We start from the raw sequence: 23,674 nt of genomic DNA, 5'->3' as shown, positions 1-23,674 counted from the left end.
TACAACCTCAAGCGGGTGTTCAACATGAAGGGAGCGCCCTGGATGCTCCGGGCGCTGGGGGGCTGAGGCCCTTGGGGGAATCGCTCGCCTAACGAAAAATGCCCCGCTCTCGCGGGGCATCTCGATCTAAGCGGGCGGCAGCCTATTTACACAGACTGACAGGGGCCGGCTTTTTCTTGTGCGCTCCTCGCGGAGCGTCGGAGGTCAGCGCATCAGGCCACCGCCAGGGCGGCCGGGCGCGCGAGGCGCAGCGCATGCATCCAGGCACGGCGCAGCACTGCCGGCGAACGCGATTCCTCGGGAATCAGCAGAAAGCCGCGGTCGCGCAGCGACGTGCCCAGCGCGATCTGGCTCGTCAGCACGGTGAGCGGGATCGCCAGCAGCAGCGGCAGGCCGACCGGCATGAGCCACAGCAGCGCGCTCGCATCGATCATCGCGACACCGAGGGCCAGCGCGCCGACCACCAGGCTCATCGGGGCGAGCTGCGACGCGGCGATCTTCCACGGCACGGCAGCGGCTTCGCGCGGGGGCGACTTCCAGTCGAGCTTGATGCCGGTGAGGGCGACCACCACGAACAGCGAGTGGGCCAGCATGCGCACCGGCGCCTGCACGATCGCCAGCGCGCTCTCGAGCACCGAGCTCTTCACCAGGCCCCAGACGCCGCCGTACTGGCGCTGCTCCTTGCGCATCAGCACCGCAATGATGCCCAGCAGGCGCGGCAGGAACAGCAGGCACAGGGTCCAGACCCAGAGGCCGGCCAGTTCCGCCGGCAGCACGCTCCAGCTCGAGATCAGGCTCGAGCCGTTGAGCCACAGTGCGGTGCCGAGCGTCAGGAATGCGAGCCACAGCGGTGCCGAGGCGTAGGCCATGGTGCCGGTCACGAACATGGCGCGGTGCACCGGGTGAATGCCGGGTTCAGCCATCAGGCGGGCGTTCTGCAGGTTGCCCTGGCACCAGCGGCGGTCGCGCTGCAGTTCGGCCAGCAGGTCCGGCGGTTGCTGCTCGTAGCTGCCGACGAGGTCGGCGCAGAGCCACACGTTGTAGCCGGCTCGGCGCATCAGCGCGGCCTCGACGAAGTCGTGCGACATGATGCCGCCCGACATGCCACCGGTGCCCTTGATCGGCGCGAGCGCGCAGTGCTTCATGAAGGGCTCGACGCGGATGATCGCGTTGTGGCCCCAGTAATGCGATTCGCCCAGTTGCCAGAACTGCATGCCCAGCGTGAACAGGCGGCCCGTCACGCGGGAAGCGAATTGCTGTGCGCGGGCATGCAGCGTCACGTGGCCGATGGCCTGCGTGGCGGTCTGGATGATGCCGGCGTTCGGGTTGGCTTCCATCAGCTTGACCATCGAGGTCAGGCAGTCGCCGCTCATCACGGAGTCGGCGTCGAGCACGACCATGTAGCGGTAGTCCTTGCCCCAGCGGCGGCAGAAGTCGGCGACGTTGCCGGCCTTGCGGTGCGTGCGGCGGGTGCGCAGGCGGTAGTAGACCTCGACCTGGGGCTGGTTGGGGCTTTCGGCGAGCGCGGCGCGCAGGTCTTCCCAGGCGGCGCGCTCGGCGGCGGCCGTCTCGGGGTTGTAGCTGTCGGACAGCACGAACACGTCGAACTGCTGCGCGTGGCTGGTGGCCGCGACCGATTCGCAGGTGGCGCGCAGGCCGGCAAACACCGTGGCCACGTCCTCGTTGCAGATCGGCATGATGATCGCGGTGCGCGCCTCGGGATTCATCGGGTGGTCCGCCACCTGCTTGGCCGAGAGCGAATGCTTGTCACCGCGCAGCGAGACGTAGAAGCCCATGAGCGCGGTCACGAAGCCGGTGACGACCCAGCCCGAGAGCAGGCCGTAGAGGCCGATCTGGCCGTATTCGAGCCAGACGTTGTCGTAATCGGGCTGCACGCCGGCGAACAGCGCCGACGCTACCAGGGTGCTTAGCACCGTGAGCAGCATGAAGGCGTTGCGGCGGCGGGCTGCGGCGCGCTGCCAGGGCAGCGTGGCTTCGGCCGGCGCGGCCTTGGCGCGCGCGCCGCCGGCGCCGAGCTTGACCAGCAGGGCGGTGCCCATGCTGTTCCAGAAGCCGCGCCAGGGGCGCGGGGCCATGGAACCGCGGTTCATTGGCGGTGCGGTCACCGAATTGGGATGGCGTTCTTCGCGCACCGGGCTGCGGTGCGAGAAATCGATGTCGGCCAGCACATTCAGTTGGGAGAAGTCGTTCGGCTTCATGTGATTTACCAACGTTGCTTGTCGAGGGAGGAAGAAGAGGTGTCGCCAATGGCAGGAAAGCGCTTGATCACGCAATCCGGTTCAGCGCCCGCCGAGCCCGGGAACGCGGCCGGCGAATGCCCGCCGGCACGGGGCCGGACGGGGGGAAACTGCTTTTGACGCAGGCCGTCGCGCTGCGGACGCAGTGCGAAAGATGGGCTGTGGAGTGCTGTCATGCCAGTACAGGGGCAAACCCTGTGCCAGCTTCGAAAAGCGCTTATGGATCAACGGCTTGGCGCGATCCGGAGGCTTTTCGGGGCGCCGCAGGCGCCGCGCGGGGCCGGAAACCCCTCTTTTTGTCGCCGAACCCCGACAAGTGCCGGAGGCGTCTGCACAATATCTTTAAAAATCAACGACTTAGGGTTGTCGCTCGTCGGCGACGGACTCCCCGGGGCCAGCGACAACGTCGGCTTTGAAGTGGCCAGGCGTGAGCTCGTGCTTCTGCAGCAGGCGGTAGAACTCGGTGCGGTTGCGATCGGCCAGGCGGGCGGCATCGGCCACGTTGCCATCGGTCAGCTTGAGCAGCCCGACGAGATAGTCGCGCTCGAAACGCTGCTTGGCCTCGGCATAGGTCTGGACCTCGACCGTGGGCACGCGCAGCGCCCGCTGCACCAGGGCCAGCGAGATCAGCGGCGAACTCGACAGCGCGCAGACCTGCTCGACCACGTTGTAGAGCTGCCGCACGTTGCCGGGCCAGGCCGCAGTGGCGAGCGCCTTGAGCGCCTCGGGCGCGAAGCCCGACAGCCGCTTGCCGTATTTGGTGGAGAGCTTCTGCAGGAAATGGTTGGCCAGGAGCGGAATGTCCTCGCGCCGGGCCGACAGCGGCGGCAGCGTGAGCGTGACCACGTTGAGCCGGTAATACAGGTCTTCGCGGAACTGGCCGGCAAGCATGGCCGCGTCGAGGTCGCGGTGGGTCGCCGAGATGATGCGCACGTCGACCTCGATCGACTGGCTCGCGCCGAGCGGGCGTACGGCGCGCTCCTGCAGCACGCGCAGCAGCTTGACCTGCAGCGCGGGCGGCATGTCCCCGATTTCGTCGAGCAGCAGCGTGCCGCCGTCGGCCTGCTGGAACAGGCCCTTGTGGTTGGCGTGGGCGTCGGTGAAGGCGCCCTTCATGTGGCCGAACAGCTCGGATTCGAGCAGCGCCTCGGGAATGGCGCCGCAGTTGACCGCCACGAAGGGCTTGTCGGCGCGTGCGCTGGCGCGGTGGATGGCGCGTGCCAGCAGCTCCTTGCCGGCGCCGCTGTCGCCGCGCAGCAGCACCGAGGCATCCGACTTGGCGACCATGCGCGCCTCGGCCAGCAGTTCGGACATGCGGTTGCTGCGGCTCACGATCTCGGCGCGCCAGCTCTCGTCGCCCGACCGGGCGGGCGTGCTCGCGGGCGCCCCGAGCGCGAGCGCCTGCGCGATCTTCTCGAGCAGTTCGCGGCCGTCGTAGGGCTTGGTGAGGTAGGTGAAGACGCCGCGCGCGGTGGCCTCGACCGCGTCGGGAATGGTGCCGTGTGCCGTCAGCAGGATCACCGGCAGCGAGGGATGGCGCTTGCGGATCTCGTCGAACAGCTGGAGCCCGTCGCGCCCGGGCAGCCGCACGTCGCTGAGCACCAGCTGCGGATGCTCGATCTCGAGCTGTGTGAGCGCGGTTTCGGCCGAGGTCACGGCCGTGACCTGGTAGCCGGCCGAACTCAGCCGCATCGACAGCAGCCGCAGCATGTCGGGGTCGTCGTCGACCACGAGCAGGCGTGCGCCGGTCGTGCTCATCGCGGGTTGGCCGGCGGCGACAGGGCCGGCGCCGGCGCTGTGTTGGGCCGCGCGAAGCTGCGCTCGATGGCGCGCAGCGCTTCGATGCGGTCGTTGAGCTGGTCGATGCGGCGCTGGCTTTCGCGCACCTGCTGCACCTGCTTCTCGCGGTCGTCTTCGACGCGGCGCTGCTCGATGTAGCGGGCGGCGAGCACGCGCGCGAGCGGGTGTAGCGGCTGCGCTTCGGGCGAGGGGTTGGCGATCACGCGCTGCAGCAGGCCCAGCGCGCGCGCCAGGTCGGCCGGCACGCGCGTCTGCGCGAGCAGCAGCGCGAGCTGCATCTGCGCGGTGGGCGAATCGCCCGGGTCGCCAGCGCGGGCGATCTCGGCATTGAGTTCGTTGCCGCCGAGTGGCCGGACCTTGTCGGCGTAGGCCAGCATGGCCGCGACCGGGCCCTGGGTCATGAGCGTGAAGAGCGATGCCGGCTGCGTGGCGGGCGCCTTGGGCTCGGCTTCGACCGGCATCACGCGCGGCGCCGCGGGCGGCGGCGGCAGGGCCTCGGCCTCGGCGGGCGGCGGAGGCTGCGTCGCGCAGGCGGCCAGCAGCAGGGCGAAAGGCAGCACCACCGCTGCGCGAAGGGGCGAGCTGCGGACGAACGGAAAGGGCATGGATCGGCGAAGAAAGATCAAGACGCGGTGTTTTTCTGAGGAGTGGACGCCAAAAAGGCTCGAGGGGGAAGGCTCAGGCCGTGCGCGGCAGTTCGATGCGAAACCGTGCGCCGGGCCCGCCTGCCTGCAGGGCGATGCGGCCCCCATGGGCAGCAATGTACTCCTGCACGATGGAAAGACCGATGCCCGTGCCCTTGACGGCGTGCTGGGGCTGGCGTTCACCCCTGAAGAACGGCTCGAAAATGCGGTCCCGGTCGCCTTCGGCAATACCCGGGCCAGCGTCGTTGACATCGATGTAGGCTGCGTCGGGCGTGCCCGAGACGGCGATCGTGATGACCCCGCCGCGCGCCGAATACCGGATCGCGTTCGACAGCAGGTTGGCAATCGCCGTGCCCAGCTTGGTGCGGTCCACCGCGAGCGCGATCGGCTCGCCCTCGGCCCGCACGCGCAGGCCGTGGGCCTGCCACTGCAGGCGCTGCGCCTCGATCTGCTCTTCGATCAGCGGCAGCAGTTCGGTGCGCTCGCGGCGCAGCTCCCGGGCCTCGAAGGCGGCCGCATTGAAGCGCAGCAGGGCCTCGATCTGGCCCTGCAGCGCGACGGTGTTCTGGTTCAGGATCTGCGCCACTTCGAGCTGCGCCGGGTTCAAGGGCCCGGTGACACCGTCCTCGAGCAGCGAGACCCCCTCGCGCAGCGCCGCCAGCGGCGTCTTGAGCTCGTGCGACACATGGCGCAGGAAGCGCGCCTTGTCGGCATCGAGCTCGGTCAGCCGCAGCCGCAGCCACTCGAGCTGCTGCGAAAGGCGCCGCACGTCGGCCGGTCCGCGGATGTCGATCGGCTCGTCGAGCCGGTTCTGGCCCAGGCCGACGATCGCGTGCTCGAGCCGCTTGAACGGCCGCGCGAGCCAGATGCCGAAGGCCAGCGCCAGCGATACGGCGAGTACGCTCGCCGCGACCACTTCGCGCATCAGCCGGCGGCGCGCGTTCTCGATGCGCTTGGCCAGCGCGTCGTTCTGCAGCTCGATGAGGAACTGGGCCTGCTGCGCCAGGTTGGTGTTGAGCGAATCGAGTTCGCGAAACTGCATCGCCATGCTGCTCTCGCGCGACAGGGCGCTTTCGGGGTTGCCGCTCATCAGGCTCTGGATTACGCCGAGCTGGGCGCGCCACATCTCGATGCCGGCCGGCGCCAAGCCGTTGCCCGCCATGCGCTCGAGCACCTGGTTGGCCTCGCGCGCGGCGTCGTCGAAGCGGCGGCGCAGCACCGCGTCGTTGAGCACCAGCGATTGGCGCCCGGCGCGCTCCATGGCGGCGCTGCGCTCGGCCAGCGACTGGGCCGCGCCCGACAGCCGCAGTGCGCGCGCCGCGGCGTCGCGGCTCTGGGTCATGAGCGCGTCGTACTGGAACACCGAGCGCAGCGCCACGCCCACGAGCAGCGCGGTGATCAGCAGGAAGGCGAAAAGCAGGAGCTGCTGGAACGAGCCCCGTCTCGATGACTGCTTCGCCATCAGACGGGGAGCGCAGCGCCTGCGCTCGAACTCGGCACTGTGGACGATTCGCGCAGGACCACTTCGCCGCGCAGCGTGTAGGCCAGCGAGCGCGCGATGCGCAGATCGACCATCTGGCCGACGAGCCGGCCCGCCAACTGGGGCGGGCCTTCGAAGTTGACCACGCGGTTGCACGCGGTGCGGCCCATCAGTTCGTTCGCGTCCTTGCGCGAGGCGCCCTCGACCAGCACCCGCTGCGTGCTGCCGACCAGCGCATCGCCGAAGCGGCGCACGTTGCCGTCGATCACCTTCTGCAGGGTCTGCAGCCGCGCGAGCTTCACCTCGTGCGGCGTGTCGTCGTGCAGCGCAGCGGCCGGCGTGCCGGGGCGCGGGCTGAAGATGAAGCTGAAGCTGTTGTCGAACTGGCAGTCGTCGATGAGCTTCATCATCTTGTCGAAATCTTCGGCGGTCTCGCCCGGGAAGCCGACGATGAAATCGCTCGACAGCGCGAGCTCGGGGCGGATGGCGCGCAGCTTGCGCACCGTGCTCTTGTATTCCATCGCCGTGTAGCCGCGCTTCATCGCCATCAGGATGCGGTCGCTGCCGTGCTGCACCGGCAGGTGCAGGTGGCTCACGAGCTGCGGCACCTTGGCATACGCCTCGATGAGCCGCGGCGTGAACTCGTTCGGGTGGCTCGTGGTGTAGCGGATGCGCTCGATGCCGGGGATCTCGGCCACGTACTCGAGCAGCAGCGCGAAGTCGGCGATCTCGGCCGTGTCCCCCATGCGGCCGCGGTAGGCATTGACGTTCTGGCCCAGCAGCGTGACCTCGCGCACGCCCTGGTCGGCCAGGCCCGCGATTTCCACCAGTACGTCGTCGAGCGGCCGGTTCACCTCTTCGCCGCGCGTGTAGGGCACCACGCAGTAGCTGCAGTACTTGGAGCAGCCTTCCATGATCGAGACGAAGGCGGTCACGCCCTCCACGCGAGCGGGCGGCAGGTGGTCGAATTTCTCGATCTCGGGAAAGCGGATGTCCACCTGCGGGCGGTCCAGGCGCTCGCGCTCGGCGAGCATCTCGGGCAGGCGGTGCAGCGTCTGCGGCCCGAACACCACGTCGACGTAGGGCGCGCGCGCGATGATGGCCGCGCCCTCCTGGCTCGCGACGCAGCCGCCGACACCGATCTTCACGCCGCGGGCCTTCAGGTGCTTGACGCGGCCGAGGTCGGAGAACACCTTTTCCTGGGCCTTTTCGCGCACCGAACAGGTGTTGAAAAGAATCAGGTCGGCTTCCTCGACGTTCTGCGTCGGCTCGTAGCCTTCGGCGGCATTCAGGACGTCGGCCATCTTGTCCGAGTCGTACTCGTTCATCTGGCAGCCGAAGGTTTTGATAAAGACTTTCTTGCTCATGGGACTTTCCTGGCCCTCCCTGGCGGGAAGGCGGGTGCGGCCCTGCGGTGCGGGCTGCGGCGCACAGCGGGCAGGGCGCCCGCTGGCATTCTTATTGCGTGTTGAGGGTGTCGTTCCTGGCGAACGGCCAGATGTTGAGCAGCGGCTTGTCGAGCGACTCGCGCCGGGCGACGGCTTCGTCGGGCGTCAGGATCCAGACCTCGCGCAGCAGGCCGGCGGCGTCGCGCGTGTAGTTGACGAGGTATTTCTGCCCCGTGATCGCACCCGACATGACGAGCATGTTCTGCGGGCTGCGGATGCGCGCGCCGGGTGCCATGCGGTCGGGCTTGCCATCGAGTTCGACATCGACGCCGTCGACGACCATGAACTTGCCGCGCAGGGTGCCGACCGGGAAGGTCCGCCCGCCGACGAGCGACTCGTTTTGCGTCTGGGGCCGGGGCAGTTCGGACTGGGCTGCCGCGCCGACCGAAAAAAGGCAGGCAACCCCTGTGCAAACTGCTATGAAAGTGAGAGCATTCGTGGGTTTCTTGCAGCGGTTCATGGGGTATATCCAGAGGCTGTGGAGTGGCAATTCTAGCCAGGGGGCCGGGTGCGTCTTTGTTATCGGCAAAGGGGCATTTAGGAGTCTCTTTACTTATCTTTACGGCACTCGTGGACACTTCGGTTCGGCCGCTGCTCCAATAACCGGCTGTCAGCCCAAAGTGCTCAAGAACCCATGAAGAAAAAAATCGTCCTCGCCCTCGCGGGGGTGCTGATCGTCGCTGTCGCGGGATGGTGGTGGGGCGCGTCCGGCGACCGTGCGGCAGCGCAGACTGCCGCGACCTCGGCGCCCGGCCAGGGCGCGCCGGCTGCGCTCGTGACGCTGGCCACCGCCGAGCGGCAGGATGTGCCGGTCACGGTGCAGGTGAATGGCAGCGTGGTCTCGCTCAACAGCGTCGACCTGCGCCCGCAGGTGACCAACACGGTGCGCGCGGTGCACGTGAAGGAAGGCCAGTTCGTCAAGGCAGGGCAACTGCTCTTCACGCTCGACGACCGCGCCGACCAGGCCAATATTGCGCGCGCCCGCGCCCAGCAGAAGCGCGACGAAGCCACGCTGGCCGACCTCGAACGCCAGTACCGCCGCAGCCAGGAGCTGCTGGCGCAGAACTTCATCTCCAAAAGCGCGGTGGACGCCACGCTCTCGCAGCTCGAGGCGCAACGCGCCGCGGTCGCGGCCGACCGCGCGGCCGTGCAGTCGGCGCAGGTGGCGCTCGACTACGCCACGCTGCGCGCGCCGATCGCCGGGCGCATCGGCGCCATCAACATCTACCCGGGCACGCTGGTGCAGCCCACGCTGTCGCTTGTCACGATCACGCAGCTCGACCCGATCGCGGTGAGCTTCCCGGTGCCCGAGGCCAACCTGCAGGACCTGCTCGCGGCGGCGCGCAGTGGTGCCCGCATCGAGGCGCTGGTGCCCGGCCGCAAGGAGCCGCTGAACGGTGTGCTGAACTTCGTCGACAACGCGGTCGATCCGCAGATCGGCACCGTGCGTGCCAAGGCCGAGTTCGCCAATGCCGACCAGGCGCTCTGGCCCGGCCAGTTCGTCGCCACCCGCGTCACGGTGCGCACGCTCGCCGGCGTGACGGTGGTGCCGGCGGCGGCGCTCGTGATGCTGCCCGAGGGCGCCACGCTCTACGTGGTCGACCAGGCGGCCGGCACCGCCACGCGCCGCAAGGTGCAGGTGCTGCACACCTTCGGCACCAAGGCCGCGGTCAGCGGCCTCGAGCCGGGTGAGCGCGTGGTCATCGAGGGCAGCCAGAACGTGCGCCCCGGCGGCAAGGTGCGCATCGACGCCAAGCCCGTGCCGCCCGGCACCACCGGCGTCACGCCCGGCAGCGCGGCCTCGTCGGACACCGCCGTCCCGCGGGAACGCGCATGAACATCTCGGAGCTCTGCATCCGTCGTCCCGCGATGACGGTGCTCCTGTCGGCGGCGGTGGTGGTGGCGGGCATCTTTGCCTACCTCAGCATTCCCGTTGCCGCGCTGCCGAGCTACAACACGCCGGTCATCAACGTCAACGCGCAGCTGCCGGGCGCGAGCCCCGACACCATGGCGTCGTCGGTGGCGCTGCCGCTCGAAAAGCAGTTCTCGACCATTCCGGGCCTGCAGACCATCAGCTCGGTCAACACGCAGGGCGTGAGTTCGATCACGCTGGAGTTCGTGAGCAGCCGCAACATCGACGATGCCGCGGTCGACGTGCAGGCCGCGCTGCTGCGCGCGCAGCGCCAGCTGCCGCAAGAGCTCACGCAGTTGCCGTCGTACCGCAAGGTGAACCCGGCCGATGCACCGGTGCTCTTCATCGCGCTGATCTCGCCGTCGATGAACCCGGCGGAGCTCAACGACTATGCCGAGAACCTGATCGCGCCCACGCTGTCGACCATCGAGGGCGTGGCGCAGGTGGCGGTGTACGGGCGCAAGGCGTTCGCGGTGCGCATCAAGGCCAACGCCGACCTGCTCAACGCGCGCAACATCACGCTCGACGAGCTGGCCCGCGCCGTGAATTCGGCCAACGCCAACACGCCGGTCGGCGTGCTCGACGGGCCGCGCCAGACGCTCACCATCCAGGCCAACCGCCAGCTCACCAAGGCCGAAGACTTCGCCAAGCTCATCATCGGCCAGCGCAACGGCGCGCCGGTGCGGCTCGACGAGGTGGCCACCATCGAGAACAGCTTCGAGTCGGTCAAGACCGCGAGCAGCTTCAATGGCCAGAGCTCCATCACGCTCGCGGTGCAGCGTCAACCCGATGCCAACACCGTACAGGTGGTCGATTCGGTGCGCGCGCTGATCCCGCGCTTCAAGTCGGAGTTGCCACAGTCGGTCGAACTCAACGTGGTGAACGACCGCTCGCTGTCCATCCGCGAGGCGGTGCATGACGTGCAGCTCACGCTGCTGGGCACCGTCGCGCTGGTGGTGCTGGTGATCTTCCTGTTCCTGCACCGGCTGGTGGCCACGCTGATTCCGGCCGCGACCATCCCGATCTCGCTGATCGGCGCGGTGGCGCTGCTCTACGCCTTCGGCTACAGCCTGGACAACGTGTCGCTTTTGGGCATCACGCTGGCCGTGGGCCTGGTGGTGGACGATGCCATCGTGGTGCTCGAGAACATCATGCGCTACGTCGAGAAAGGCATGGAACCCATGGCCGCCGCGCTGCGCGGTGCGCGCGAGGTGGGCTTCACGATCGTCTCGATCTCGATCTCGCTGGTGGCGGTGTTCATCCCGATCTTCTTCATGCCGGGCGTGATCGGCCTGCTGTTCCACGAGTTCGCGGTGGTGGTGGGGCTGGCGGTGCTGGTGTCGGCGGTGGTGTCGCTCACGCTGGTGCCGATGCTCGCGAGCCGGCTGCTCAAGCAGGTGCCGCGCAAGGAGGGGTCGGGCGTCGACCACGAGGAAGAGCATCCGGAGCCGGGCACCGCCATTGGCCGCGGCTTCGAGCGCGGCTACCGCTGGGTGCACGGCACCTACATGCGCACGCTCGACTGGACGCTGGACCACCGCGGCCTGATGCTCGTGGTGGCCGGCGCCACCTTCGTGCTCACCGCCTGGCTGTTCATCTCCATTCCGAAGGGCTTCTTCCCCGAGGAGGACATCGGGCAGATCCAGATCACCACCGAGGCCGCCGAAGACATTTCGTTCACGGCCATGAAGGCGCTGCAGGACCGCGTGGGCGAGGCGCTCCGGGCCGACCCGAGCGTGGACTACGTGAGCTCGTTCGTCGGCGTCGGTGGCCCGACCGCCACCCAGAACGCCGGGCGCATGTTCGCGGTGCTCAAGCCGCGCGGCGAACGCCCCGCGATGCCGGTCGTGCTCGAGTCGCTGCGCCAGCGCTTTCGCGAGATCACGGGCGTGGCGGTCTACATGCAGCCGGTGCAGAACCTGCGCCTGGGCGGCCGCGCGAGCAAGGCGCGCTTCCAGTACACGCTGCAGAGCGTCAATGCCGGCCAGATGCTGCCGTGGGCCACGCGGCTCATGGAGCGCATGCGCGCCGACCCGATGTTCCGCGACGTCACCAGCGATTCGCAGAGCCGCGGCCTGCAGGCCACGCTGGACATCGACCGCGACAAGGCGGGCGTGCTCGGCGTGGCCGTGGGCGACCTGCGCACCGCGCTCTACAACGCCTACGGCGACCGGCAGATCGGCAGCATCTATGCCGCAAGCAACACCTACCAGGTGATCCTTTCGGCCGCCGACAGCGACCGCCAGTTCGAGGACGACGTCGCGCGCCTGTCGGTGCGCAGCACCAGCGGGCAGCTGGTGCCGCTGTCGGCGTTCTCGACCGTGCGGCGCACCGTCGGCCCGACCTCGGTCAACCACCAGGGCCAATTGCAGGCGGTGACGGTGTCGTTCAACCTCGCGCCCGACGTGCCGCTCGGCAACGCGACCGCCCGGATCGCCCAGTTCAAGGACGAGCTGGACATGCCGCCCTCGATCATCACCACCTACGGTGGCGACGCGGCGGTGTTCCAGAGCTCGCAGTCGAGCCAGGCCGTGCTGCTGGTGCTGGCCGTGCTGGTGATCTACGTGTTGCTGGGCGTGCTGTACGAGAGCTACATCCACCCGCTCACCATCCTCGCGGGGCTGCCCTCGGCGGCGATCGGTGCGCTGATCTCGCTGAAGATCTTCGGCTTCGACCTCACGCTGATCGCGACCATCGGCATCCTGCTGTTGATCGGCATCGTGAAGAAGAACGCGATCATGATGATCGACTTCGCGCTCGATGCGCAGCGCACCGAGGGCATGAAGCCGGTCGATGCGATCCGCGAGGCCTGCCGGCTGCGCTTCCGCCCGATCCTCATGACCACGCTGGCCGCGCTGATGGGCGCGCTGCCGCTCGCCCTGGGCCTGGGTGCCGGCGCCGAACTGCGCCAGCCGCTCGGCGTGGCGGTGGTCGGCGGGCTGATTTTCTCGCAGGTGATCACGCTCTACATCACGCCCGCGATCTACCTCGCGCTCGACCGCTACAGCGGCACGGGGCCGATGATCGACCTGCCGAAGGAAGCGCAGGCCGAGGTGTCGCAGCACTCGCACGCCTGAGCCGGCAGGGCGCACTCAGGTCGTCGTCTCGTCCAGTGCGTCGCCCACGAGGTGCGCCGTGTCGCTCCAGCCGACGAGGCTGAAACCCTCGGGCGTCCACAGCATGCGGTTGATGGCCGCATTGCCAAGCTGCCAGGTGCGCGGCGCCTGCAGTTCCTGGCGCGTGGCGGCGCGGTAGAGCACGTCCATCACGCCGCCGTGCGCCACCAGCGCCACGAGCTGGCCCGGATGGCGCGCCGCCAACTGCGCGGCGATGCGCGTGATCCGCTCCCGGAACACCAGCAGGCTTTCGCCGCCCTCTGGCTCGAATTCGGGGTCGCGTTGGCGCCAGCGCCGGGCCTGCTCGGGCAGCGTGGCCTCGATCTCGGCGAAGCTCATGCCTTCGAAGCGGCCGAACGCGCGTTCGCGCAGGCCCGGCTCGGACTGCACGGTCAGCCCGTGCGGCTTGGCGATCTCTTCGGCGGTCTGCCAGGCGCGCGACAGGTCGCTCGCATAGATCGCGCCGATCTCCTCGTGGGCCAGCGCCTGGCCGACACGGCGCGCCTGCCACAGGCCCGTGGCATTGAGCCCGATGTCGAGCTGGCCCTGGATGCGCGTGTCGACGTTCCAGGCGGTTTCGCCATGGCGAACGGCAATCAGTCGGGTGGTGTCTTCCATCGGGCCGGATTCTAGAAGCCGCTCAAGGCTTCTTCGCCGGAGCGAGCTCAATGTTCACGCGGCGCTCGCCGGGCGGCGGGTTCGGAAAGCCCTGCAGCGCCGCATCGAACATCACCGGAAGGATCGTGGCGCTGCGGTTGTAGGGGCCGTCGTTGCGTGCACGGGTCTCGTAGACGACGCGGTTGGTGCCGGCCTCGCGCAGCACGATGCTCACCTCGCGCTCGTACCAGGGATTGGCGGGCGGCGTGAAGGCTGGGCCGCCATACCAGCCACCGCCGTACCAGCCGCGTGCATGGCCCGGGTAGCCGTAGCCATAGCCCCAGGGCCCGTCGAAGAACCACGGGTCGGCCCAGGGCGAGAGCCCCGCCGTGACGCGCGCCGAGATCTGCGCGCTGTAGCTCGGGCGCTCGTCGTCGCGGCGCAGCCCGACCTTGGCGAGCGCCGCGGCCGCCATGGCTTCGAGCGATGCCTGCCGTTCGGAATCGGCCTGCTGCGATGGCAGGCGCTCGAAACGGTAGCCGGCGCCGGGCGGCACCGTGCCGCCGAGGGACGAAAAACTCTTCACGTCGCTGTCGACCACCCAGCGGGTGGCGCAGCCGCTCAGCACTGCAATCAGAAAAAGAGCGAGGAACGCACGTTTCATGGAGGGTCTCCGGGCCCGCTGGCCCCAAATTCCCCTGGGTTGCCGCCTCAGCCCTGCGCGATGCGCAAGGCCGCCGGTGCCTGGGAGAGCAAGTCGAAAGAGGGCGGATCGAAGGCCTTGTCGCCGTCATCGTCCGCCACGCCGGTCGCCTTCAGACCCTTGAAGTCGTGCAGCGTTCCGTCGAGCAGGTGCGAAGGCACCACGTGCTGCATCGCGTTGAACATGTTCTCGACGCGGCCGGGGAACTTGCGGTCCCATTCGCGCAGCATCTCGCCGACCTGCTTGCGCTGCAGGTTCTCCTGGCTGCCGCAGAGCGTGCACGGAATGATCGGGAACGCGCGGTGCTGGGCCCAGCGCACCAGGTCCTTCTCGGCCACGTAGGCGAGCGGCCGGATCACGATGTGCCGGCCGTCGTCGCTCACGAGCTTGGGCGGCATGCTCTTGAGCTTGCCGGCGAAGAACATGTTGAGGAAGAAGGTCTGGAGCATGTCGTCGCGGTGGTGACCCAGCGCGACCTTGGTGGCGCCCAGCTCGTCGGCCACGCGATACAGGATGCCGCGGCGCAGCCGGCTGCAGAGGCCGCAGGTGGTCTTGCCCTCGGGGATCACGCGCTTGACGATGCTGTAGGTGTCCTGGTTCTCGATGTGGAAGTCGACACCGAGCTCGCTAAGGTAGCGCGGCAGCACTTCCTCGGGAAACCCGGGCTGCTTCTGGTCGAGGTTGACGGCGACGATGTCGAAGTGGATCGGCGCGCGCGCCTTGAGCTTCAGCAGGATGTCGAGCAGGGCGTAGCTGTCCTTGCCGCCCGAGACGCACACCATCACCTTGTCGCCTTCCTCGATCATGTTGTAGTCGACGATGGCGCGGCCCACCTCGCGGCACAGGCGCTTCTCGAGCTTGTGCGTCTCGCGCTCGATCTTCAGGGAGTTGGCAGGGGCGGCACCGGCGTCGGCGGGCGCTTCGTCGATCCAGACGGCGTTCATGGCTGGCTACTTCGGGGGTCGGGGAAGGGCCCCGATTGTCCCCGATCCCCATCTCGCATGCCGCGCGGCGCGGCAATCCCGGCTCAGTCGGGCGGGAACGCGCTGCGCATCGCCTCCACGAAGAGGCGCAGCCGCGCGGGATAGAAGCGCGCATACGGATAGGCCAGGTAGACCGGCGCCGACATGGCGCGCCACTCAGGCACCAGGTGCACGAGCCGCCCCGCGGCGATGTCGTCGGTCAGCATCCAGGCCGAGGCCACGCCCGCACCCAGGCCGAGCACCGCCGCGCTGCGCAGGGCGTAGAGGCTGTCGGTCAGCAGGCGCGGGCGGATCGGCACCCGCGCCGTCTCGCCCGTGCGCTCGTGCGTCAGCACGACCTCGGTGCGGTAGAAGTTGCGCGCGGCCAGCCACGGCAGCGCCGCGAGTTCGCGCGGGTGGGCCGGCACCGGCGCTGCCGCCGCGCCTTCAACGCCTTCGAAGAGCGCCGGCGCGGCCACAGCGATGCGCGGCACCTGCGACAGCCGGATAGCCACCAGCGCCGGGTCCGTCACCTCGCCGACGCGGATCGCGCAGTCCACGCCCTCGGCGATGAAATCGGGCGTGCTGTCCTGCGGGCTGTCGTGCAGCAGCCACTCGACGGTCACTTTCGGATGCCGGTGCAGGTAGGCCGCGAGCGGCCCGACCAGCAACTGCTGGCCGAACGCATGCGGCGCCACCACGCGCAACCGGCCTTCGGGCTGGTCGCCGGCACCGCGCAGATCGGCCTCGAAGGCGCTCCAACCGAGGATCAGGTCCTTGGCGCGGTCGAAGCAGCGCTCGCCGTCTTCGGTGAGCTTCATCGCATGGGTCGAGCGTTGCAGCAGCCGCACCCCCAGCGAGCGCTCGAGCGCCTGCAGGCGGCGGCTCACGGTCGGTTGGGTGGTTCCCATCTGCAGGGCCGCGGCCGAGAGGCTGCCAGCCTCGACGATGCGAACGAAGGTCTGCATCAACTCGATCCGGTCGACAGGGCCGGGCACCGCATGCGCCGGCGTACCACTCAGAAGACGTTTGCTCATACGCACAGCGTATATCAGTTCTGCGGCGCGGGCGGCTACCCGCAGCGGGCATTGGGCTTCACACTCCGTCCATGCTTCGAAAACCAAGGGTAAATACCATGTCTCCTATTCAACCTTCGCATGATCAGCTCCCGAGGTCGCTGATCCTGCTGCTGGCGGCCAGCGCTGGCCTCGGGGTGGCGGCGCTCTACTACAGCCAGCCCATGCTTGGCGTGCTCGGGGCCGACATCGGCGCGCCGGCGCGCACGGTCGGCTTCGTGCCGACGCTCACGCAACTCGGCTATGCGCTCGGCATCCTGCTGCTGGCGCCGCTCGGCGACCGCTTCGACCGCCGCCGCCTTATCCTGGCCAAGGCCGCGGTGCTGGTGCTCGCGCTGCTCGGCGCGGCGTTCTCGCCGTCGATCGTGCCACTCCTGGCCGCCAGCCTCGTGATCGGCCTCACCGCCACGCTGGCGCAGGACGTGGTGCCGGCCGCCGCCACGCTGGCGCCCGAGGCGCACCGCGGCCGCATCGTGGGCACGGTGATGACGGGGTTGCTGCTGGGCATCCTGCTGTCGCGCGTGCTCAGCGGTTTCGTGGCCGAGCACTTCGGCTGGCGCGCGATGTTCGTGGCGGCGGCCGCCAGCATCGCGCTGGTCGGCATCGCCGTGGCCCGCGGCCTGCCGCACTTGCGCCCGACCACGCAGCTGGGCTACGGCGCGTTGCTGGGTTCGCTCGCCAGGCTGTGGCAGCGCCATGGCGCGCTGCGCCGCGCCACCTTCGCGCAGGCGCTGCTCTCGGTGGGCTTCAGCGCCTTCTGGTCGACGCTGGCCGTGATGCTGCACGGCGCGCCGTTCCACCTCGGCAGCGCGGCGGCCGGCGCCTTCGGGCTGGCCGGTGCCGCGGGCGCGCTGGCGGCACCGCTGGCCGGGCGCCTGGCAGATCGCCGCGGTCCCGAGCTGGTGATCCGCATCGGCGCCGCGCTCGTGGCCGTGTCCTTCGCGGCCATGCTGTTCGCGCCGCTGATGGCGCCCGCGGCGCGGCTCGGCTTGATCGTGGCCAGCGCCATCGGCTTCGACTTCGGGCTGCAGGCCGCGCTGATTGCGCACCAGACCGTGGTCTACGGCATCGATCCCGCGGCGCGCGGCCGGCTCAATGCGGTGTTCTTCACGGGCGTGTTCATCGGCATGGCGGCGGGCTCCGCACTCGGCGCGCTGGTGCTCGCGCAGTGGGGCTGGCCGGCGGTGGCGCTGCTCGGCGTGCTGTCGGGGCTCGGTGCGCTCGCGGTGCGGTTGTGGCCCGCGGGTGGCAGGGGTGCAGCGGCCTGCGGCTCGGCCGCCTGAAAAAGGAAGACGCCGCTCAGCGCGTTTGGCCGTTCACCACTCGCCGGATTCCATGCGGATCGCGACTTCGCAGTCGTCGAAGATCTCGAGCTTGGCGATCTTCACGCGCACACCCTGCACCCCGGGCAGCTGCAGCAGGCGCTGCACCAGCTTGCCGATCAGGCTCTCGAGCAGGTTGACGTGCTCGGCGGTGCACTCGTCGATGATGATGCGGCGCACCTTGCGGTAGTCGAGCACGTGAAAGATGTCGTCGTCCTGCGGCAGCAGCGGCTGGGCACCGAGGTTGAGCTCGGCATCGACCTGGATCGGCTGCGGCGCCGCCTTCTCCTGGTCGAGGATGCCGAGGTTGGCGTCGAAGCGCAGGCCCTGCAGCGTGAGGGTCTGGCGGCCCAGCGGGGGCGGTGGCGTGGGGTTGGACATGGTGGGTGCCTCGTGCCTTCTTCTTGTCTTCTCACATGAGCGAGAAATCGCGCTCGAATTTCATCAGGTGTTGGCCGCCGTCGACCAGCAGAGTGGTGCCGGTGATCGAGCGATTCTCGAGCGCGAACTTCACGGCCGCGACCACGTCTTCGGGCGTCGAGGAGCGCCCGAGCGGCGACAGCTTGTGCAACTGCGCGAACTTCGCGTCGTCGAGCATGTGGCTCGGCAGCGTGAGCCCCGGCGCGACGCCCACCACGCGCACATGCGGCGCGAGCGCCTGGGCCAGCATCGGCGTCGCGGCCTCGAGGGCCGCCTTCGAGAGCGTGTAGCTCAGGAAATCGGGGTTCGGGTTCCAGAGCTTCTGGTCGAGCATGTGCACCACCGCGCCCTGGGTGCCACGCGCCGCGACATGCTCGTGCAGCGCCTGCGCCAGCAGGATCGCCGCGCCCGTGTTGCTGCGGGCATGGCGCTCCATGAGCGCGTAGCCGAAGGTGGCGGCCGCGTCGTGCTCGAACAGGGCGGCGCTGTGCACCACGGCGTCGACACCGCGGAAGCGCGCGACCACGCGGGGCAGGAGCGCGCGCGTGGCCTGCTCGTCCTCGAGCTCGGCCGCGAACAGGGCCGAGTCGCCCGAAAGCGCGGCGCAGTCGGCCACCGTGCGCTCGGCCTCGGCGCGCGAGTGGCGATAGTGCACCGCGACCTGCCAGCCGCCGGCGGCGAGCGCCAGCGCGATCTCACGACCCAGCCTGCGGCCTGCGCCCGTGACGAGAACGGTGCGGCGGTCGGCGGAGGGCGTTGCGGGGCTCATGCGGGGAAGCGACGAAGGAAGAGGGCGAGTGAGAGGGTGGAGAATGGCGCCGTGACGACGACGACATCCCCCGGCAGTTTACCCATCGCCCTCGACCATCTCATCGCGCGTTCGGTCGAACGCGCGGGCGGCTGGATCGGGTTCGACCGCTTCATGGCGCTGGCGCTCTACGCGCCCGGCCTCGGCTATTACGCCAACACGCTCGCCAAGTTCGGCCACATGCCGGCCTCGGGCAGCGACTTCGTGACGGCCCCCGAACTGACGCCGATGTTCGGCGCGACGCTCGCGGTGCAGGTGGCCGAGGCGCTCGAGAGCACGGGCACCGACACCGTCTGGGAATTCGGAGCCGGCTCGGGCGCGCTCGCGGTGCAGCTGCTGCATGCGCTCGATGGCTTGGGCCGCGGCGACGTGCGCTATCGCATCGTCGACCTGTCGGGCACGCTGCGCGAGCGGCAGCAGCAGGCGCTCGCGGGCCATGCGGGGCAGGTCGAGTGGCTCGACGCGCTGCCCGACTCCATGCAAGGTGTGGTGGTCGGCAACGAGGTGCTCGATGCGATGCCGGTGCAACTGCTCGCGCGCGTGGGAGGCCAGTGGTTCGAGCGTGGCGTGGTGCGCCAGGCCGGCAACGAGGGCTGGGCCTGGGCCGATCGCGAGACGCCGCTGCGTCCGCCCGTCGAGGTCGAGGGCGCGCACGACTATCTGACCGAGGTCCATCCGCAGGCGCGGGCCTTCATCGCCACGCTCGCCGACCGGCTCGAAAAAGGCGCGGCATTCTTCATCGACTACGGCTTTCCCGAGCACGAGTACTACCACCCGCAGCGCCACATGGGCACCGTGATGTGCCACCGCGCGCACCAGGTCGACGGCGATCCGTTGTCCGACGTGGGCCAGAAGGACATCACGGCCCACGTCGACTTCACCGGCATCGCGCTGGCGGGGCAGGACGCGGGGCTCGAGGTGCTGGGCTACACGAGCCAGGCACGCTTTCTGCTGAACTGCGGCCTGCTTGCGCGCATGGAGGCCGGCTCGGTGGCCGAGCGCGCAATGGCGGCGCGGCTCGTGCATGAGCATGAGATGGGCGAGCTGTTCAAGGTGATCGGGTTTGCTGCGGGCGGGGCCTGGGATGCGGTTGGGTTCGCGGAAGGCGACCGCAGCCACACGCTCTGAGCGCTGGGCCCCGCCTCGAACGGCCCCGGCTCGGGTCTAATCGCATTTTTGGCCCGCGCAAAGTTCCTGCCCCATGAGCCCTTCCACGCCCGATCTCCTGTCGATCGCCCATGCCCTGGCCGATGCCGCCGCGGCACAGTCGATGCCGTATTTCCGCACGCCGCTCGACATCATCACCAAGGCCGACGAGAGCCCCGTGACGCTCGCCGACCGCGCGGCCGAGACGGCGATGCGCGAGATCCTGCTGGCGCGGGCTGCGGCCGACGGCATCTTCGGCGAGGAACACGGCCAGGAGCGGCTCGACGCGGAGCGCATCTGGGTGCTCGACCCCATCGACGGTACGCGCAGCTTCATCACCGGATCGCCGCTCTGGGGCACGCTGATCGGCGTGCTGCAAGGCGGCCGCGTGGTGCTCGGCATGGTCGACATGCCGGTGCTCGCGGAGCGCTGGATCGGCCAGGCCGGCCAGGGTGCCACGCGCAATGGGGAGCCGGTGCGCGCAAGCGGCTGCACCGAGCTGGCCCGGGCGCGCATCGTGACCACATCGCCCGACATCTTTGCGCCGGCCGACTGGCAGGCTTTCGACCGGCTGAGCCGCCAGTGCGCGATGCGCCGTTTCGGCGGTGACTGCTACGGCTATGCCCAGCTCGCGGGCGGCACCATCGACCTCGTGGTCGAGACCGGCCTGCAGCCCTACGACTACCTCGGCCCCGCAGGCCTGATCGAGGCCGCAGGCGGGATCGTCACCGACTGGGAAGGCCGTCCGCTGGGGCTTACGCCCGACTGCCGCGTGATCGCCGCGGCCACGCCCGAACTCCACCGGCAAGCCCTGGCCGTTCTGGCGGGCCTGGCGGCCTAGACTGTCACCATGATCCGCTGGCTGCTCGTCGTCGTCCTCGCCTTGGTGCTCATGAGCGGGCTCACCGCCTGGCTGCGCCGGTTCGGCTTCGGACGGCTGCCCGGCGATTTCGAGTTCCGCGCGTTCGGCCGCGACTGGCAGTTGCCGATCGCCAGCACGCTGGTGCTCAGCATGATCGCGGCGCTGGTTTCGCGCCTGATATAGACAACCGAGAGACAAAGGGAAGAACGACGCATGAGAGCCTGTGTTGACATCGGCGGCACCAAGATTGCCGTGAGCCTTTCCGCTTCGAGCGATGCGCCGCTCGTCGGCCGGCGCAGCGAGCCGACCGCCAAGACCGGCGACAACGATGCCGTGGCGGTGCAGATCATTCGCATGATCGACGAGGTCTGCGCCGAGCAGGGCATCTCCGCCGCCGACATCGACCGTGTGGGCGTGTCGTCCACCGGACCCTTCGAGCTGCGCGACGGCATGGTCGAACTGGCCACGCCGAACATCTGCGGCGGCATCGCAGGCCCGGCGCGCGGCCTGCCGAATGACTGGATGACGGCCATCGTCGAGGCGCCGCTTGCACAGCGCTTTCGCAGCGTGCGGGTCGAGAACGACGCGGTGGCCGCGCTCGAGGCCGAGCGCCACTGGGGCGCGCTGAAGGGACTGGACCACTGCGCCTACGTCACCTGGAGCACCGGCGTGGGCGTGGGCCTGTGCGTGGACGGACGCGCGCTGCGCGGCAAGAACGGCAATGCGGGCCATGCGGGCCACAGCTTCGTGGTGGACGATGCGAGTGGCGCCCTCTGCGGCTGCGGCAACCTCGGCGACGTCGAGGCGCTGGTGGCCGGCAACTCGATGGCGCGACGCTTCGGGCAGTCCGCGCCCGACCTGTTCACGGCCGCGTCGGCCGGCGAGCCGCATGCCACCGAAGTGGTCGATGCGCTGTGCCGCGTGCTGGGCCGCATGCTCTACAACCTCGTGGTCACGCTCGACCTGCAGCGCATCAGTCTCGGCGGCAGCGTGTTCTGGCATCACCGCGATTTCCTGCTGCCGCGGCTCCAGGCGCAGGTCGACGGCAGGCTCGCACCGCTCACGCGCGGCGTGCTGCTGGTGCCCGCAGGGCTCGGCGACACGATCGGCGACTACGCGGCGCTTGCGTTGCTGGACTGAAGCCGGTGCGCCGCGGGCTGCGGCACCGCGGCGCTGTGGCCGCGCAGCAGCGCCTCGGTGATCTGGCCCAGCCGGCGGAGGCCCGTGGCGACTGCCTCGCCGTACGGCCAGCCGCAATTGATCCGCAGGTAGTGGTCGAAGCGCGAGGAGTTGGAGAACAGCGTGCCGGGCGCCACCACAATGCGCTCTGCAAGCGCAGCATCGAACACGCGCGACGACGAAAGCCGCTCGGGCAGCTCGATCCAGAGCTGCAGCCCGCCGGGCGGCAGATTGATCCTCGTGCCCGAGGGGAAGTGGCTGGCGATCGCATCGGCGGTCTGCTCGCGCTGCGTCTTCAGGCAGGCGCGCAGGTGCCGCAGGTGGCGGTCATAGGCGCCAGTGGCCATGAAGAGCCCGGCCGCGCTTTGCGACAGGCCCTCGTTGTTGCGCGTCTGCGCATACTTGAGCATCTCCACGCGCGCCTGCCAGCGGCCCGCGGTGATCCAGCCCAGGCGCAGGCCGGGCGCGAGAATCTTGTGCAGCGACGCGCAGTGGATCACGTTGCCGACGGTGTCCCACGACTTCAAAGCGCGCGGCGGGCCCTGCGCATCGACGAGTTCGCTGTAGGTGTCGTCCTCGATCAATGGGATCGCATGCCGCTCGCACAGCAGCGCGAGCCGCGCCTTGTGGGAATCGGGCATCACACTGCCGAGCGGGTTCTGCAGGTGCGGCACCACCACCACGGCCTTGATGTTGTCGTAGGTGCGGATCGCGAGCTCCAGCGCTTCGATCGAGAGGCCGGTCTGCGGACTTGTCGGGATCTCGAGCGCACGCATGCCCAGGCTTTCGAGCACCTGCAACAGGCCATAGAAGGTGGGCGATTCCACGGCGACGGTGTCGCCGGGCTGCGCGACGGCGCGCAGCGCGAGGTTGAGCGCCTCGATGCAGCCGTTGGTGACCAGCACGTCGTCGGGCGAGATCGTCATGCCCACGCGCAGGCTGCGCTGGGCGACCACCTCGCGGAACTGGCGATGACCCTTGAGCTGCGCCGCGACCGTGAGCATTTCGGGGTGCCGGCGCAGCATGCGGGTCATCGCGTTGCGGAGCGCCTCTGCAGGATACAGCTCGGGCGCGCCGCGCGCGATCGAAAGGTTGAGCTTTTCGGGCAATTGCCGGCGGCGCGCCACGAAGTCCGACACCTTGGCGTGGATGCCCACGTACTGCGCCGGGTCCGGCGGTACGCCGGCCGCAGGCTCCTCCAGCGGCGCGATCGCGAGCCGCTTCGGACGGCGCACGAAGTAGCCGGAGCGGTCGCGCGCCTCGACCCAGCCGTCGCTCTCCATCGTGCGGCACAGCTGCAGCGCGGTCGAGAGGCTGATGTCGTGCAGCTGCATCAGGCGGCGCAGCGAGGGCAGCTTGTCGCCCTGCCGGAGCGAGCCGGTGTGAATCGCATCCACGTAGTGCGCTGCAAGCTGGCGGTAGAGCGGTAGCGAGTCCATGGCGTCGATGGTCCCTCGATCGTGCGTTCGGAAACAGATGCAGTTGTGGGGGGAAACGACCATAACAGATGGCCCGGAGGTAGCGCTGTTCCGGTGCGAATCGCCCTGGCGTGTGCCTGTTTCGGAAGGGCTCGGCTCCCTACGATGGACCATCCGAATCCACAAGGCGCAGCCCATGTCACCCCTCACGCTCGAACCTCCTCCCGCTACCATCGCCCTGCAGCCGGGCGAGGCGTTGCGCACCGCGCTCGACCGCGCGACCTGGCTCGAAGTCCGGCAGGGCTCGGTGCTGCTTGTCGCGCCGCCGTCGTGGCTCGGCGAGACGGTGTTCACCGCGCAGACGAGGCTGGGCGAGGGCGAGGTGCACCGCATGGCACGTGGCGGCTGGGTCGAGCTGGTGGCATTGACGGCGGTGCGCCTGCGCCTCCATGCGCCCGCACCGTCGGTGCAGGCATCACCAGCGGTCCGGTGGCTACGCCGGCTGGCCGGCGGCTGAAGCGGA

General features: G+C 69.3%; 21 protein-coding genes. 8 read left to right on the top strand and 13 right to left on the bottom strand.

Features of this window, described 5'->3' with window-relative positions; translation table 11 throughout:
* Positions 1 to 212 precede the first annotated feature (212 nt).
* The 6 genes from mdoH to AC3A6R_RS09800 all read right to left on the bottom strand — a co-directional run bounded on the left by mdoH (position 213) and on the right by AC3A6R_RS09800 (position 8,090).
* Positions 213 to 2,219 (bottom strand): glucans biosynthesis glucosyltransferase MdoH, encoded by a 2,007-nt coding sequence (mdoH, locus tag AC3A6R_RS09825; RefSeq protein WP_487862831.1) that lies wholly within the window; start codon positions 2,217 to 2,219, stop codon positions 213 to 215.
* A gap of 396 nt (positions 2,220 to 2,615) precedes the next feature.
* The gene (locus tag AC3A6R_RS09820; protein WP_487862832.1) at positions 2,616 to 4,016 is read right to left on the bottom strand and encodes a sigma 54-interacting transcriptional regulator; all 1,401 of its coding nucleotides are present in this window, start codon (positions 4,014 to 4,016) and stop codon (positions 2,616 to 2,618) included.
* The gene (locus tag AC3A6R_RS09815) at positions 4,013 to 4,663 is read right to left on the bottom strand and encodes a hypothetical protein (protein WP_487862833.1); all 651 of its coding nucleotides are present in this window, start codon (positions 4,661 to 4,663) and stop codon (positions 4,013 to 4,015) included. The genes AC3A6R_RS09820 and AC3A6R_RS09815 overlap by 4 nt, the downstream gene beginning before the upstream one ends.
* A gap of 73 nt (positions 4,664 to 4,736) precedes the next feature.
* Positions 4,737 to 6,164, bottom strand: a complete 1,428-nt coding sequence (locus AC3A6R_RS09810; protein ID WP_487862834.1) for a sensor histidine kinase — start codon at positions 6,162 to 6,164, stop codon at positions 4,737 to 4,739.
* Positions 6,164 to 7,549, bottom strand: a complete 1,386-nt coding sequence (gene miaB, locus AC3A6R_RS09805) for a tRNA (N6-isopentenyl adenosine(37)-C2)-methylthiotransferase MiaB (protein ID WP_487862835.1) — start codon at positions 7,547 to 7,549, stop codon at positions 6,164 to 6,166. Before miaB ends, AC3A6R_RS09810 begins: the two co-directional genes overlap by 1 nt.
* Positions 7,550 to 7,640: 91 nt before the next feature.
* Entirely contained in the window at positions 7,641 to 8,090 is a 450-nt protein-coding gene (locus AC3A6R_RS09800; RefSeq protein WP_487862836.1) for a hypothetical protein, read from the bottom strand.
* A gap of 174 nt (positions 8,091 to 8,264) precedes the next feature.
* On the opposite strand from AC3A6R_RS09800, the gene AC3A6R_RS09795 reads away from it, so the two are divergent.
* Together AC3A6R_RS09795 and AC3A6R_RS09790 are read left to right on the top strand one after the other, a co-directional pair.
* On the top strand, positions 8,265 to 9,467 hold the full coding sequence (locus AC3A6R_RS09795) for an efflux RND transporter periplasmic adaptor subunit (RefSeq protein WP_487862837.1): 1,203 nt from the start codon (positions 8,265 to 8,267) through the stop codon (positions 9,465 to 9,467).
* Positions 9,464 to 12,619 (top strand): efflux RND transporter permease subunit, encoded by a 3,156-nt coding sequence (locus tag AC3A6R_RS09790; protein ID WP_487862838.1) that lies wholly within the window; start codon positions 9,464 to 9,466, stop codon positions 12,617 to 12,619. Before AC3A6R_RS09795 ends, AC3A6R_RS09790 begins: the two co-directional genes overlap by 4 nt.
* A gap of 15 nt (positions 12,620 to 12,634) precedes the next feature.
* On the opposite strand, the gene AC3A6R_RS09785 is transcribed toward AC3A6R_RS09790, so the two are convergent.
* The 4 genes from AC3A6R_RS09785 to AC3A6R_RS09770 form a co-directional block, all read right to left on the bottom strand.
* The gene (locus AC3A6R_RS09785; RefSeq protein ID WP_487862839.1) at positions 12,635 to 13,276 is read right to left on the bottom strand and encodes a histidine phosphatase family protein; all 642 of its coding nucleotides are present in this window, start codon (positions 13,274 to 13,276) and stop codon (positions 12,635 to 12,637) included.
* 22 nt (positions 13,277 to 13,298) lie between these two features.
* Positions 13,299 to 13,919 (bottom strand): DUF4136 domain-containing protein, encoded by a 621-nt coding sequence (locus AC3A6R_RS09780; protein ID WP_487862840.1) that lies wholly within the window; start codon positions 13,917 to 13,919, stop codon positions 13,299 to 13,301.
* Positions 13,920 to 13,966: 47 nt separating this feature from the next.
* Positions 13,967 to 14,902 (bottom strand): tRNA 2-thiocytidine(32) synthetase TtcA, encoded by a 936-nt coding sequence (ttcA, locus tag AC3A6R_RS09775; protein ID WP_487862841.1) that lies wholly within the window; start codon positions 14,900 to 14,902, stop codon positions 13,967 to 13,969.
* Between the two features lie 83 nt (positions 14,903 to 14,985).
* Positions 14,986 to 15,957, bottom strand: coding sequence for a LysR family transcriptional regulator (locus AC3A6R_RS09770; protein ID WP_487862842.1), 972 nt, complete (start codon positions 15,955 to 15,957; stop codon positions 14,986 to 14,988).
* A gap of 98 nt (positions 15,958 to 16,055) precedes the next feature.
* Between AC3A6R_RS09770 and AC3A6R_RS09765 the strand changes: the two genes are divergently transcribed.
* Complete coding sequence (locus AC3A6R_RS09765; protein ID WP_487862843.1) at positions 16,056 to 17,279, top strand: MFS transporter; 1,224 nt, start codon at positions 16,056 to 16,058, stop codon at positions 17,277 to 17,279.
* 33 nt (positions 17,280 to 17,312) lie between these two features.
* On the opposite strand, the gene AC3A6R_RS09760 is transcribed toward AC3A6R_RS09765, so the two are convergent.
* Positions 17,313 to 17,699, bottom strand: coding sequence for a dihydroneopterin aldolase (locus AC3A6R_RS09760; protein WP_487862844.1), 387 nt, complete (start codon positions 17,697 to 17,699; stop codon positions 17,313 to 17,315).
* A 31-nt stretch (positions 17,700 to 17,730) separates the two neighbouring features.
* Positions 17,731 to 18,507 carry an SDR family oxidoreductase gene (locus AC3A6R_RS09755; RefSeq protein WP_487862845.1) on the bottom strand — a complete coding sequence of 259 codons (777 nt, stop codon included), beginning with the start codon at positions 18,505 to 18,507 and terminating at the stop codon, positions 17,731 to 17,733.
* Between the two features lie 51 nt (positions 18,508 to 18,558).
* Between AC3A6R_RS09755 and AC3A6R_RS09750 the strand changes: the two genes are divergently transcribed.
* The 4 genes from AC3A6R_RS09750 (at position 18,559) to AC3A6R_RS09735 (ending at position 21,694) form a co-directional block, all read left to right on the top strand.
* Complete coding sequence (locus AC3A6R_RS09750; protein ID WP_487864375.1) at positions 18,559 to 19,674, top strand: class I SAM-dependent methyltransferase; 1,116 nt, start codon at positions 18,559 to 18,561, stop codon at positions 19,672 to 19,674.
* A gap of 73 nt (positions 19,675 to 19,747) precedes the next feature.
* Positions 19,748 to 20,533 carry a histidinol-phosphatase gene (gene hisN / locus AC3A6R_RS09745; protein WP_487862847.1) on the top strand — a complete coding sequence of 262 codons (786 nt, stop codon included), beginning with the start codon at positions 19,748 to 19,750 and terminating at the stop codon, positions 20,531 to 20,533.
* Positions 20,534 to 20,542: 9 nt separating this feature from the next.
* A complete protein-coding gene (locus AC3A6R_RS09740; protein ID WP_487862848.1) occupies positions 20,543 to 20,737 on the top strand; it encodes a DUF2905 domain-containing protein in 195 nt (64 codons plus the stop codon).
* Positions 20,738 to 20,767: 30 nt separating this feature from the next.
* Positions 20,768 to 21,694, top strand: coding sequence for an ROK family protein (locus AC3A6R_RS09735; protein ID WP_487862849.1), 927 nt, complete (start codon positions 20,768 to 20,770; stop codon positions 21,692 to 21,694).
* Here the strand turns inward: AC3A6R_RS09735 and AC3A6R_RS09730 are convergent.
* Entirely contained in the window at positions 21,667 to 23,172 is a 1,506-nt protein-coding gene (locus tag AC3A6R_RS09730; protein WP_487862850.1) for an aminotransferase-like domain-containing protein, read from the bottom strand. The genes AC3A6R_RS09735 and AC3A6R_RS09730 overlap by 28 nt on opposite strands.
* A 175-nt stretch (positions 23,173 to 23,347) precedes the next feature.
* On the opposite strand from AC3A6R_RS09730, the gene AC3A6R_RS09725 reads away from it, so the two are divergent.
* Positions 23,348 to 23,668, top strand: a complete 321-nt coding sequence (locus AC3A6R_RS09725) for a hypothetical protein (RefSeq protein WP_487862851.1) — start codon at positions 23,348 to 23,350, stop codon at positions 23,666 to 23,668.
* Positions 23,669 to 23,674: the final 6 nt, after the last annotated feature.

Source organism: Variovorax sp. Soil_C_19, assembly GCF_057657255.1.
This window is presented reverse-complemented; position numbering and strand designations above follow the sequence as displayed.